The sequence below is a fragment of the Blautia intestinalis genome, from assembly GCF_014297355.1.
Lineage (GTDB): Bacteria > Bacillota > Clostridia > Lachnospirales > Lachnospiraceae > Blautia_A > Blautia_A intestinalis.
The window spans coordinates 336,105-350,878 of the sequence record NZ_JACOQE010000003.1 but is presented as its reverse complement, the minus strand read 5'-3'; the positions used below and the strand labels follow the sequence as shown (position 1 = coordinate 350,878).

Here is a 14,774-nt window from a genome sequence, read left to right as displayed (position 1 = left end):
CCCGCCACATAAGTAGCAAGACCACTTTCGTTGAAAATTACTTCTTCTTCCTCTCCATCTCCTCTTCCACTGCTCTTTGTTGCTGCGGCTGTCCTTTGCCTTGATTGGCTATCTTTTGCTGATGTTTACGAAGCCGTTTCAGCACAGATCTCCGGGGAGCATTTTTATTTTTTTTCTTTGGAGTATTGTTCATCAGTCCATCAATCATATTGTAGTTGGCTTCTTCTGCCATCTCTGCACTACGAAGATACTCTCCGTTGTCCATGACCTTCTGCCAGTTTGCCAGCTCTGGTTTCTTTTTCTGCTGCTCTGGTAACTGCTGTGTCTGATTCGGTTGCATCTGCTGTTGCCTTTGCTGTTCCTGTTCTTTTGCTATCTGCTGTTGCATAAAGTTCTGGATGTTCCGTCTTGCTTCTTCGTCAAAGCCATTGTAACAGTCATTCATAACTACTGCCCCATCTTCACTGAGAATCACATAGGCGGCTCTTGTCCCATACTCTTCATGTTCCATCAGAAACCATTTTTTCTCATTCATCAAAATATAATCCTGAGCAAGCCATGTACCTTTCTTTCCTTCGATTTCATATCCCGTTGTATCAATGGAAAGTCTGGTATCAGAGGAATTTTTGATTGTGAGAAATTCTGGAACAATGATGAATCCGTCTTTATTAATATAGTAAGCTGTGGTTTTTCCCTCATCTGTGATAACCAGAACATCGCTGCATCCGATGGAATGACCTTTGAAGTTCTTCGGTCGTTGTTTCTGCAGGCGTATTTTTATATCCGCCGGAGTTTCCCCCGGCTGGATTCTTCCAATGTACACCTGCTGATAGTTCTCAATGCTGACGCTCTTTCCTTCGCTTCTCAGCTTTTCATAGGAACGGAAACGAACATCCCGGTACTCTGGTGTTTCTTTTACCTGATATACTGCACACTGACTTGTACTCATTCCTCGTCCTCCTCTTCCAGTTCCGCTTTATAATCTTCCAGATCCATAAGAAAAATCTCATAGCCTTCGTCACTCATGCAGAACAACTTTCTTATGGTATTGCAGACCAGCCCGATCATATCCGCATCCCCTTTCAGAAATGGAATGATATTGTCGATGGCTTCCATCGTGTCATTTCTGTTTCCTTTATCAAACATTGCCGTTACTAAACATTCGTCTGTATCAAAGTTCATTGCCAGATCCATCATAATTCTACATCCCCCTTCTTATGTGCTTTAGGTTTTTCTGCTTCTTTATTTTTCTGCTCCTGTGCTTTTGCCCTTGCCTGAAACTCTTTTAACGACTGCAGCACAGATTTTTTCAGTTCCCCTTTTTCACCCTTTGCAGGCTCTTTGTTTTGTTCCCGGTTCGGTTCTACTGATACGGATTCTTTCTTGACTGGTGTTTCTGAAACTTCCTGTTTCACTTCCACGGTCTGTTCTGCTTCCTGCACTTTTCCATGTTTCTCATTCAGATACTTTTCCATATCGTTAATTGCTTTCTGTACCAATGGGCTTTCCTTATAATGAGGAATCATATCTATCAGTTCCCTGTCCACTCTATCCCAACACATCAGTTCATATTCCCCGGAATAATCCTTATCCCCGTCCTGCAGGTCAAAACCAATCCCTTTGCCTCCATGTAGTCGATCTGCCGGAATACTTTCATAAATCTTAATCGCTTCTTCCAGAGTAAGATTATTATGGTACTCACCCATGACCGGGAACTCCATGCACTCTGCTACATAGAAACTGATCGTAGCTTCTGGCTGTTCCTGCTCAGGCTGTCTGGTAAAGATAGAAAGGGTTTCTGCATTTTCCAGACGGGAAAGTAATGACCGGGCAGTTATCACATCACTGTCTATATCAGATTCTTCCGATACTTCAACGAGCCAGTCCTTTAAACACTCTGTTTTCTTATTCAAAATGTCCTCTGTGATTTTCTCCACCTGTTCTTCCCTGTTCTCAACGGTATCTTTATATTCGTAAGAGTCATATTCATAGCTGAAATTATCTAAATCAGCCGCCAGCTTTTTGATTTCCTGCTGATCAAGGTAAGCATCTGCTTCCTTCATATATTCTGCCAAAGTGATTCTTTCTTCAGCAATAGGATTGATGTCCACCTTAATACCTGCCATTGCTATACCATGAGCATTTAATTCATTGAAGAAACTGTCCTCCCGGATATTGCCACGATAAGAAAGCACCACATCAAGGTCAGAATCATCTCTGTAAAGTTCCTCTCTGCTTCTGGAACCATGCACCCTTGCTGCAAGTAGCTCTACTTCATTTTCTAATCCCATTTCTTCCAGAATACCCTGTGCATGATACAAGACACCCTGTTCCACTTCTGCCCTGCTAAGACCATTTAATGCTACTTCATCTCTTCCAATCTCAGAAGTCGCACGAAGCTCACCTGCCTGTAGTAAATCCTTTGAATGTTGGATGGTCATTGCCTCAAATTCTTTATAGTCCACTTTAACACATTCCATATCATCCATTCTTTCACTTTTCAGGATTTCATAAGTAGCTTTCTGAATGGATGCGTCTGGATTATCGTAATCACCACTCTGGATTTCATGCAAATCAGAGTCATAAAAAATAAAGGAATATCCTTCTTCTGTTGCCTGTATGCTCAGATACCCTTTGCTCTCGGTAAACTGCATTGCGATTCCTTCATAGGTTTGCAGTGCTTTTTCCCTGTGAAATCCTTCAAAAATACTTGCCGGGCAGTTTTTTTCTAATTGTATCCGCTGCATCTGTTCTTCCTGAACTTCTTCCACATCTGCCATCAATTCTTCATAATCCACTACTTTTGCGTCTTCCAATGAGTACCCTTTATCTTCCAAAATATCACCGGCAGCTTCATCTACATAAATTGTCGGATTGTCATAGATCCCTCCATCATCCTCCTGATAATCTTCATTGTAAAATGTATAATCATAGCCATCTTCTGCAGTCTGGATTGTAAAGTATTGTTTTCCAATCTGATATGCAATCTGTACCTCATTCCAGTCCAGCATATTTTCCATTTTATTTACCGCTTCATATATTTCCGGATTCAGCCACCCTCCAATCTGTTCATATGCATGGGTCAGCTGATCTATTCCGTTTTCACATCGGATAAAATCCATGCTTTCCTGCATTGTTTCCGTATTCTGGATACCAAGCACTTTTTCCTGATGATTTGGCAGGCGTAAATATTCCTGCATCGCTTCATCCAGTGATTCATACCGGTTTACTTTTACTACACCCTCTGCATTTACATCTTCCATCACATAAAAATTATCAACGTAATGAATCTCTGGCATTTTCAACTTTATGCCTTCTGGCAGCTGCACCTCACTGACTGCATGGAAATTAAACCGGACATCCGTTCCAGATTCATTTTTTCCTGCCATCGTTTCTTCCCAGGTATCTTTCTGTACTGCCTGTATTTCTTCGATTGTAAGTGTCTGTCCACTCCGCAGGGTTACAACAGAATCTTTCGGGAATTCCATCAAGTCATAAAGTGTTGTTCCATTTTCCTGCAAATATTCTGATACAGCTTCTAACGCTCCTGCATCAAACCCATTCCATAAATCCTCCGCTACAAGCTGTCCATTTTCTGCTACGATAATCCCTGCCACATCGGAGCCAAATTCATCATGTTCCATTAAGAAGAACTTCTCCCCCGCATATTCCTTTTCATCAACCGTATGCCATGTCCCGTTATGTCCTTCTGCTTCATATCCTCTTGTCTCTGCCGTGATTGTCACTTCGTTTTCTCCTATCGCCTGTTCTATCCTCTGCATCCGGATCTCAGCTCTTGCCATGTCGATAAAACCATCCAAAACTGCCGGGTGGCTTTCGATCACATAATCCAGGTTCAGATTTCTACCCCGGCTGACATTTTCCGGGACTTCGATATGCTCCGCCCAGTCTTTGTTCTGTCTGGAAAATCTTCCATCATGGGAAAGTTCACGGATGGTATTTGCCATAACAAAATTCATACGTTCTTCCCCGAAGCGTTCCACGACTTCTTTTGCCGCATCCTGCTTTAAGTGCAGCCCGTCAAAATTCTCCCGGATGGCTTCTTCGATTGCTTTCTTACAGTCCAGGTTTAACTTTCTGGAATCCAGATAAGCATCCACATCCCGTTCTCCCATTGCCTGTTCCAATGTTCCTTTATAAACTGGCGGATATGCCCTGACGGAATTATGTTCCAGCATATTCATTCTCTGCTGGACAAACTCTGGAAGTTCTTGAAATCCAAAAGAATCTACATAATAGGCTGTAATCTCTGCACCCCTGTTTATCACGATCACATCACTTACCGATAAGGAATGACCACGGAAATCTTCCGGTCGGTCAATGTTAAAGCGTTCAAATATATTGTCTAACGTGATCGTTGGCATCCACGGTGCTGCATAAACCATCCGGTAATCCTTTCCGTCAATGGTATAGCCCAGACTCTTTGCGGATTCTATTCCCATAAACTGATAAGTATGCTCATCTCCACTATCCATCTGATAAATGGCAAACCTTCTGCTTTCTCCATGCAGAAGAAGTGTCTCATCAATCTTTTCCGCACTGTCCTGTTCCAGTTTTTCCTGTCTGGCGGCAGCTGCTTCTCTTTCTTTATGTACTTCCCATTCTGCTTCCGTAATACCAAAAATACCGTCATGTCCCAGGATTGCATTTTCTGTTTCTGCAAGAATCTGTCCTGCCTGCTCTGGATTGTCTGGATTTCCATGTAAGAGAAAAACTTCCGTACCCTCACGATACAATTCTACTGCCCTGTTTTTTTCAAGAGGATACATGTGTTCCAGTCGGATTCCTGCTTCGTGCATTTCTGTAAAACCGATCATGCCATCTGGAAAATTGTCAATCTGTGCCTGTGTTTCATTCATAAGGCTTCTCGTATATTCACTTCCCGGTCTGCGGATTGCAGTCATCATACGGTTCACCAGTCCAAGCACTTCGTCTTTGTCATCCATCTTATATGCAAAATTCACAATAAGATTTCTCTGGGAATCTGTGAAGTTTCCCGTATTGGCAGCTTCTGCCGTTTCAATCAGACGGTGGGCATACTGCATTGTTGTTTCTTCTTCAATTTCTGGTTCCTTCACTGGAAAGTTCGCCCTTGCTGCCTGGATCACTTCATACACCAGTTTTGAACCGGCTTCATCATAAGATTCTCTCATGTCCCATACCAGGTCATTCAGTCTGTCCACCTGTCCGGGAAAGGTTTCTGCATATTCACTTACAAATGCCTTTTCTTCTTCTGAAAAAATATGTCTCGGAAACTCTGCTTTTTGCACGATCATCTCTGCCTGCTCTTTCGGAGAAAGGTCAGAAAAAGAAGTAACTCCTGTGTCAGCATCATACTCCACATCATAAAAATCAATCGGATAGTTCTCTCCGTGCCCACTGCTGTCATACAGTGGTGTGACGGCAGCACCTTTTTCTTCCAGAAAACTTTCCAGAGGTTTCTCATTCTCCTCTATCTCACCACTTTCCAGAAGGCTGACATATTCTTCCACATTCTGTTCTAACTGTTCCCTGCTCATATTTTCGATCAGATCATAAGTAAACTCGGAACCCATTCTGCCCGAAAGATGCAGGATCAAATCTTCCTTATGGAAGGTATCCCGGATTGGTCTTTCCATTTCCAACTCGTGCATCCGTGCCTCGATATTCTCAATGACTTCTGAAGATGTTTTTCGGATGGTATCCATAGACGCTTTCAACGCCTTCATATCCCTGCTCTCGCACCAGCTGGCGATATAGGTAAACGAATATTCTGAAGTATCCAGACCAAAGTGGTTGCAGACAATATAGGCAATACTCTCCGCTTCTACTTCTTTTGTTGTCCGGTCTTTTAAAATCCCTTCCGCATCCATTACCTCCCGGTCATGCAGCAATGCGTGGCTCACCTCATGGACTCCTGTTTTCATGGTCTGGACATTACTCATATCTTCCTTTATCGCAATATATTTTTCTGTCTGGTGATAATAGCCTTTTGCTTCCCCTTCCACATTCATCATGCGGATCGGTACAGGAGAAATATTCTGCAATGCCTGCATGAACGTATCATAAAACTGTACACTTCCGGTAAGCTCCGGCACCTCCAGTTCTGCGATCGGTTCTCCCTCTGTCTGGCTGACATCAAACACTGTCGTTATGCGGAATCTCGGTATCACCATCTCCACAATCTCTGTTTCCGGCTGTCCATCATCCCCGATCACAGGCTCTTTTGTTACCGGGTCGATCTTTTCAATCTCCTGTTTCTCCCGGATCGGTGCTGGTGCAATGATCTGGATTCCTTTCTCTCCACGTTTTACATGACGGTTAAACTTCTTCTGCCATGCCTGATACCCTGCCACCAGTGTTGCTTCCGGTTTCTGCATGGTGATCAGCAGCGTGTTATTAAAGCTGTAATTATGGAACTTTGACATAGTATTCAGATATTCGGTATATCGCTCCGATGTAAAGATTTCCTTTACTCCCTGCTCCAGCCGTTCCGATATTTCTTTTAACTGTTTTTCTATATTATTTGCCATAAACAAACCCTCCATTTTATGTCCCCGCCAGAGAAAACTCTGACGGGAAATCTTTTATAACTCCTGTTCGTGTTTTTTCTTTGCAGCTTTCTGTACAGGTGGCTGTTCCGCTGTATTCTGCTGTGCCTTCTCCTGCTTTAAGCGTTCCAGAATAGATGGCTTATGGATTCTGTCTGCTGTTTCCGGAAGTTCTTTTTCTTCTGCAGTATCCCTGCTGTCTGTGCTGCTTCCTTCTCTGCCAATATCCTCATCTGCCATAATCGTCTCATTACCCTTTTCATCCATGTTCAGCAAGGCATTTAACTCGGATAACCGTTCCATCTTTTCATTCAGCTCTGCTTCTTTCGGGAATGGTTTCTTTACCTCTTCCTGTGCAGTAGCAAGCTGCTGTTGTACGGTTTCCAATTTCTGCTCACTTTCCGTCAGCTTCCTGTCAATGGAAGAAAGGGTGTTATGGATACGCTGCATATTTCCTACCGGGTCTTTTCCGATTTCCAGCTTATAAGAACATTTTCCTTTGACCGTCAGTTCAAATGCATTGGAGAACATATTGTAGGAAGCAGATAAAGTAAACCCATGATATTCCCCGACCTTTCCGCCGGTGCTAACGGTTTTTAGCCCTGCACAGGCAGCGATCAACGCTTCGCCTGCTTCTTTCTTATCTTCATAAAGGACATTTCCTACCGTCATGGCAAATGTGTCATTATCCTGTAAATCCACGCTTTTTACTACCTGCGAATCCACCTGCATCCCGGCAATCCGTTCTTTCAATGCACTGATCTGTACCGGGAAATTCTTTGCAATATCGGATTCCAGACGGTAAATCTGACTGGTATGGTTTGCCTTTAAGAGTTTCAGCTTACTCACCTGCACATCCAGATCCATTTTTTCCTTAATATACGGATTTCCTGTAGCAAGTGCCTTGATCTCTGCATAGGACAGTGCCGTATCATCCACATCTTCACATGCCCTGACTGGTGATTTACTGGTCATGATCTGACTGATGAACTTCTGCTTATTCTCCAAAATCTGCCACATATACGCATCAAAAGTGTTCTCCGTCACATATCGGAATATCTTTACTTTGTCATTCTGGTTTCCCTGTCTTAAAATACGTCCTTCCTGCTGTTCCAGATCAGACGGCTTCCACGGACAGTCAAGGTGATGCAGAGCAATGAGCCTGTCCTGTACATTGGTACCAGCACCAAGTTTCGGTGTAGAACCCATTAGGATTCTCACCTGTCCGGCCCGCACCTTTGCAAACAGTTCCGCTTTCTTTGCCTCCGTGTTGTATTCATGGATAAAAGCAATCTCTTCTTTCGGGATTCCTCTGGCAGCCAGTTTGTTCCGGACATCATCATATACGTTGAACGTCCCGTCTCCTTTTGGGGTGGACAGGTCACAGAAGATCAGCTGGGTTGTCCGGTCTGTTTTTCCTTCCTCCCATACCTGGAAAGCATTTTCCACACAGGTATTGACCTTGCTTTTTTCCGCATCCGGAAGGAGTTCGTTCAGAAGCCTTTGGTCTAACGCACATTTTCTTCCGTCATTGGTGATCTTGAGCATATTATCTTCTGTCGGATTTACCATTCCTGCTCTTACTGATTCTGCACGTTCTGAAAATGCTGCTACCATATCCTGCTGTTCTTCACTTGGCTTCAAGACTTCATTGATAAACTCTGCTTCCGGCACGGGAAGATTCAGCATATCAGAAGTCTGAATATCCGCAGCTTCCTTAAAAATGGAGATCAGCTCCGGAAGATTAAAAAAACGGGCAAACCGTGTTTTTGCACGATAGCCCGTTCCTTCCGGTGATAATTCGATTGCGGTTACTGTCTCCCCGAACGTTGCCGCCCAGGAATCAAAGTGTCCCATACCCATACGCATGAGTGTGTCATACTGGAGATAACGCATGATAGTGTAAAGCTCCGTCATACTGTTCGATACGGGAGTACCTGTAGCAAAGGTGATTCCTCTGCCGGCGGTCAGTTCATCCATGTACCGGCATTTCATAAACATATCCGAACTTTTCTGTGCATCCGTCTGTGAGATTCCCGCCACATTCCGCATTTTTGTATACAAAAAAAGGTTCTTAAAACTATGGCTTTCATCCACAAACAGCCGGTCTACGCCTAACTGCTCAAAAGTTACTACATCATCCTTTCTGGTCTGGTCATTAAGTTTCTTCATCCTCGTCTGCAGACTCTTTTTTGTTTTTTCCAACTGCTTGATGGTATAATTCTGCCCTGCCTGATGTGCTGCTTCTTCAATGGAAAACGTAATATCTGCGATCTGATCTTCCAGCATGGCAATCTGCCGTTCTTTTGAAAGAGGGATTTTCTCAAACTGCGTATGTCCGATGATCACGGCATCATAATCCCCTGTCGCAATACGGGAACAGAAACGTTTTCGGTTCGCCGGCTCAAAGTCTTTCTTCGTTGCCACCAGGATATTTGCCCCAGGATAAAGTCGTAAGAAATCACTGCCCCACTGCTCGGTCAGATGGTTTGGCACAACATAAAGATTCTTCTGTGAGAGTCCCAGCCGTTTTGATTCCATACCGGCTGCGATCATCTGGAACGTCTTTCCAGCTCCTACGCAATGAGCCAGTAACGTATTATTTCCATACAGCACATGAGCCACTGCGTTTTTCTGATGCGGCATCAGGGTGATCTCCGGATTCATGCCAACAAACTGAATATGGCTTCCATCATATTCCCGTGGACGGATGCTGTTAAATCGTTCATTATAGATCTTACAGAGATCTTCCCGTCGGTGCAGGTCTTTAAATATCCACTCCTTAAATTCCTCTTTGATCAGTTCCTGCTTCTGCTGTGCCAGCATCGTTTCCTTCCGGTTTAATTCCCGGTGTTCTCCATCGGCATCCTGTACCGTGTCATAAATCTTGGTATCCCGGAGGTTTAAGGCATCTTCCAAAAGGCGGTAGGCATTGGCTCTCTGTGTTCCGTATGTGGAAGTAACAAGAGCATTTCCGTAGCTGTCCACATTCTTTCCCATAACATTCCACTGTCCGGTCACTTCGGCATACTGGACTTTAACCTTGCTCCCTATATAATATCTTGGTGTATGGAATGTCTCTGCCATAAACCGTGTAATGTAATCCTCGGAAATCCAGGTTGCCCCAAGTCTTGCCTCAATCTCTGACGCATCCAGATCTTTTGGCTGTACCTGCTCCAAATACTGCACATTCACCTGATATTCCGGATGATCTTCTGCAAACTGTTTGGCGGTCTGAAGTTTTTCCCTCACATTTCCAGAAAGATATTCGTCTGATGGCTCCCATTTTTCACCGATCGGGTTCTTAAAGATTACCCCTTCCAGTTCTTCGGTAAGCTCCTCTTCTGTTTTTCCGGAAAGCTGTGACATATAGGAAAGGTCAACACCTGCCCTCTCACCAATGGAAACAGCAAGAGCTTCACTGGCAGTATCCACAGAAGTCACCGTTTCTGCCCGGCGGATCGTCCGCTTGCTGAAAATATCCGCTTTCCGTTTCAGTTCTCCCTTATCATCCAGAAATTCCAGAGAAGTCAAAAGACAATAGCTGCTGTCCTGGCTAAATGCCCGCTTATTGGCATTGCTACTGAGAAGACCATATTTTGCTGTAAAGGTATCGTATTCTTCATTGAGTTTTCCCTGCAGCTTTGTGATCTGTTCATCGCTTCCCTCTTCCATCTGGCACTGGATCAGTTCATTCGTAATATCACGAATCTTCACCATCCCTTTGACACGTTCCGCTGTCATTGCCGGAAGCTCCATGCGGTTCATCACAGAGTTTTCCCGGTAATAAACTTCATCATCTACCACAGTAAAACTAAAATTCTTTACCTCCGGGTCTGCCGGGATAGAGACAACATCCTCCTCCAGCTCTGTATCCGAAAGTTCCAGTTCCTTGATCGTGCCATGGATATTCCTAATCGCTTCTTTTAACTGTTCTTCTAAGGTAATGCCTTCTTTTGGTTTTACGGTCACTTCCTGCTTTCCGTACTGGGTACTTTCTGTAGTAAAATCACCAAGCACCATTTCCGGATGCTCTGCAAAATAAGCATTAACCGAATAGCCTTCCGGTGTTTCCTTTAGATTTAACCATTCCGGTTCCTCAAGGGATGCCCTGTCCCTTTTCTGGAAAAACAAAATATCAGAAACAACACTGGTATTGGCATTTCTCTGAAACGCATTATTCGGTAATCGGATAGCTCCAAGCAGTTCTGCCCGGTTTGCGATATATTGTCTCACTGCCGGATTCTGCTTATCCAGCGTTCCACTGGAAGTTACCACAGCAACTACGCCGCCCGGACGGATCAGATCAAGGGATTTTGCAATAAAATAATCATGGATCATAAAATGATGCCGGTCATATCTTCGGTCACTGACCTGATACGCTCCAAATGGAACATTACCTATCACACAGTCGAAAAAGCTGTCTGGATAACTGGTTTCCTCAAATCCCTGCACGGCAATCTTATTTTTCTGGTAAAGCTGTTTTGCGATCCTGCCCGTAACCGGGTCAAGTTCCACACCATACATATTGGCTTTGCTCATACTCTCAGGGATCATTCCCATAAAGTTACCGACACCACAGGACGGTTCCAGAATATTTCCCTGTTTCAGTCCCATATTTTCCAGTGCTTCATACATACTTCGGATCACGGTTGGGGACGTATAAAAAGCATTTAAGGTCGATGCCCTTGCTGCACTGTATTCTTCTGGTGATAAGGTATTCTTTAACTCCAGATACTCATTCGCCCAGCTGCTGTTATTTTCCTCAAATGCCTGTGGGATACCGCCCCAGCCAACATAACGGGATAAGATTTCCTGTTCTTCGGGTGTTGCCAGACGTTCTTCTTTCTCCAAAGTCTGTAACAAATGGATGGCTTCCATATTTGCCTTATACTTTGCCTTCGGACCGCCTGCCCCAAGGTCATTATCCTGAATCCGAAAATTATGCGGTTCTGTTACAATCTTTTCTACTTCCGGTTTTAAATATGGCTGGAATTCTCCCTCATATCCAAACAGTTCATTTTCTCCGGGAATATAATTGCGTCCGGTTTCCAGACACCGGAATACATCGGCAGTCGGTGCATTGCTGACTGCATAAAAATCATCATACGAATACTTTGGGAAATCTTCTGTATGGTAGGTTGATAAATGCAGTTCTGTATTGGAACGGGTCTGTGCAACCAGATCTTTTCCTTCTATTCCTTCCGGCAATACCCCTACTGCTTCAAAATGATACCCCTGATACGCAAAAACACCTTCATCCCAGGACTCCGCCAATTCTTCTACTGTTTTAGCTGTTACCTCTTCTTCTGGTTCTTTTTGTTCCTGTCCCTCAGAAGTTTCTATTATTTCCTGCTCCTGACTCTCTGAAATAGATTCTTCAGCAGTAACTTCTTCCTCTTCTATTTCCTCTACATCTGACATATCTACTACGGTCGGTTCTGTCACTGCCTTCGTATCTAAGAAATCAAACATGGTCATCTGGCGCCCGGATGGTTCCGCAAAAGACGGTTTTACTTCCGGTGTCGGGAAAATCGTATAGGTTCCTTCTGCATACTGGTGGAGTTCTGAAAGAAGTTCTGTTTTCTGCTGATAGTTTGTCCCATACGCTTCAAAATCCAATGGAAGAGCTGCCAATGCTGCATCCATCTTCTGTAACAGTTCCTCTGTCTGCTCTGGATTCTCTAATACTGCCTCCATTTCTTTTCCTGGTTTTTCCCAGAAGAAGTCCTCCGTAAATGGTCTGTCCATCTCTTCCGGAAGACGGTCATAAAAGCGGAGTACCTTGTTCGCCATCTGTTCCCGTTCATATTCCGGCATACGAGCATAATCTTCTGCCTGCAGGAACTGGTCATTCTTGATCAGATAAGCTACTCTGTTTGCAACTTTATTCCAGGATAATAAAATTGACGTATATGGATTCCCATAAGCACCTCTTGCAAGAAACAATCCTTTTCCATCATAGTTTGCATGTGAATCATCGGCACCAGACAGTGCATGACTGCTTCCACCAATCCCATACTGTTCCTTGATAAAACCTGTCCTCGCTCTTTCATCCTCATGCAGCAGATAAAAGGAATACGTCCTAAGCCTGCCCTGTGAATACGCTCCACCTCCTGCAAGATAAGCATCAATCTCATCCTGTGTAATGAACATCGGATGTTCTTTCCAGGCAAACCCATCCCTTGCCTGATAAGGGATGATCTCATCCGCAAACTTCTGAAACTGCTTTGAGATATTTACAGGATTATAATGATGGAAACGCATAATGGAATGATTTTCCTCATAGGCTTCTGCCAGTGCATCCAGTCTTTCATTTAGTTCCGAAAGCCACTGGGAATCTTCCAATTTTTCTTCCAGATAATCTGTGATCTCCGGATAGATACTGCGAAGATGTGGTAAGTCCTCTTCGTCAAAAACAATCTCGGCTACTCCTTCTGCCATATCCCCTTTCATATAGGCAAGAGCCTGGGCGTGTTCTTTTACTGCATTACTTCTTGCTGCATCCAATACAGACTGTGGTGCATATTCACCCTGGTCTAAAAGCTGATGGATACGTCCGCTGACATCTTCCCATGATAAAAATGCCTTATCTAAGATATGGTCTGTAACCGTATGCCCCACTGCGATCTGCATCCCGGTTTCATCAAACCAGACTGAATATTCCTTTCCATCAATCTGAAAGCCTTTTCCACCTTTACGGTATTCACGCTTTACAAACTCCGTATATTCCTCCGGTGTCTGTTCGCTCATGAAATTATAGATGATCCGGAGCTGGCTGGCTTTCCGGTTTCCTCCTGTCCGTAAGATCTCATCAACAACTTCCTCTGGAATCGGGATTTCTCCTGCATAAAGGGCAGCTGCCCTTTCCTCGATGTTCCGCCTTTGTTCATCTGCAGTTGGATATTCGGGCAAAGATAAAGCAGAGGCGATCTCTTCCTCTGCTTTACTCAATCCATCTTCTCTTGTATCTTCGACTAACTGTATACCAATTCCGTCAAGATGCTCTCTTCCGCTGTTGCCATCAGTGCGTTCATGTGTGCTGTCCATGCCATCGGATCTGCTTCCTTGTCCGGTGCCGGATTCTTCTCCAGTAATTTCTCCATCTAGCTGTCCATTCTCTCCTGTGCTGCTTTCTCGATCTGTTCCAGATGGCTGTTCAGCTTCCCGGTCAGGAACAGGCTCTGATAAAGGCTGTTCTTGTGTTCCTTCAGAAATGTCCTCCGCAGCATCCCGTATTTCCCGATCGTCACTTCTTCCTCTTCGACGGTCAGATTCGGAAACAGGTAATCTCCCTTGCGATGATATGTCAGTTCCATAATCGGTTCCTCCTTCATTTTCAATATTTTCTTCTTTTTTCGTTTCTGCATCCCGGTTTTTAGTTTCACGCATTAACGTGGTAAAGTTATTATAATTCCTTTCATTGGAATTTTCAACCTCTTTTCTCGCTTCTTCCAGAGAAATTTTATGTACGGTCTTTCCAATATCAATCAGAATACTCTCACTGAGCTGGCTTGCCGTATTTCCAAGAAAGGTGAGAACTGACAGACGGTTATAATCTGTGATATGCATGAAGTCCTCTTCTTCCAGAAGTTCCATCGGATCAAGCCCGCATCGCCTGGAAAGCAGATAGTAAACACTGTCTGTTGCCAACTGACGGAAATCACTGCGAATCGTCACCTCGTCCAGATCTTCCAGATAAGTACCTTCTACAGCATATTCCAATCCGTCTAGGTATTCCTCCAGATTATCACTGACCATTTCCCTTGCGACTGCCATCAATGCATCCTGCAAAGTTGCTGTATCCTTTTCTTCCAGAGCATAGACCTCTGCCAGATGGGTGAGGATCTCTTCTCTCTGATGTTCCTGCATCTGCCAAAGATACGGGCTTCTGCCCCCGGCTACCATGTGGGTATCCGAAATATCAAACACATAACGGAGTCTGGTATGCTGCCCTGTTTCATCAAGCAGGGCGATTCCCCTTGCACCACGGTTCACCCATCGGAACATCTTTTCATTCCATAATTCCAGTGATGCACAGGCCGTTGCTTCCGGATGCTGTGCATGGATCAGAAGCTGGTCTGAAAAAGAATAACGATATAACCTTGATGCTGTGTCCATATAATCCATCCAGTCTCTGGGGGAACCGCTCACTGATACAGCATGTTCCTGTGCCAGATCCCGGATGTCCTGTAATTTAGACATATCGCTTTACCTCCTTGT

At 44.2% G+C, this 14,774-nt stretch carries 4 protein-coding genes; all 4 read right to left on the bottom strand.

What is annotated here, in order from left to right:
- Positions 1 to 37 precede the first annotated feature (37 nt).
- Genes H8Z79_RS07925 through H8Z79_RS17675 form a run of 4 tightly spaced genes read right to left on the bottom strand, consistent with a single transcriptional unit; the run spans position 38 to position 14,756 of the window.
- Positions 38 to 949 (bottom strand): YodL domain-containing protein, encoded by a 912-nt coding sequence (locus tag H8Z79_RS07925; protein WP_187002775.1) that lies wholly within the window; start codon positions 947 to 949, stop codon positions 38 to 40.
- The gene (locus tag H8Z79_RS07920; RefSeq protein WP_055056601.1) at positions 946 to 1,197 is read right to left on the bottom strand and encodes a transposon-transfer assisting family protein; all 252 of its coding nucleotides are present in this window, start codon (positions 1,195 to 1,197) and stop codon (positions 946 to 948) included. The genes H8Z79_RS07925 and H8Z79_RS07920 overlap by 4 nt, the downstream gene beginning before the upstream one ends.
- Positions 1,194 to 6,533 (bottom strand): DUF3849 domain-containing protein, encoded by a 5,340-nt coding sequence (locus H8Z79_RS07915; protein ID WP_187002774.1) that lies wholly within the window; start codon positions 6,531 to 6,533, stop codon positions 1,194 to 1,196. The genes H8Z79_RS07920 and H8Z79_RS07915 overlap by 4 nt, the downstream gene beginning before the upstream one ends.
- A 54-nt stretch (positions 6,534 to 6,587) precedes the next feature.
- Positions 6,588 to 14,756, bottom strand: a complete 8,169-nt coding sequence (locus H8Z79_RS17675) for a DEAD/DEAH box helicase family protein (RefSeq protein WP_187002773.1) — start codon at positions 14,754 to 14,756, stop codon at positions 6,588 to 6,590.
- Positions 14,757 to 14,774: the final 18 nt, after the last annotated feature.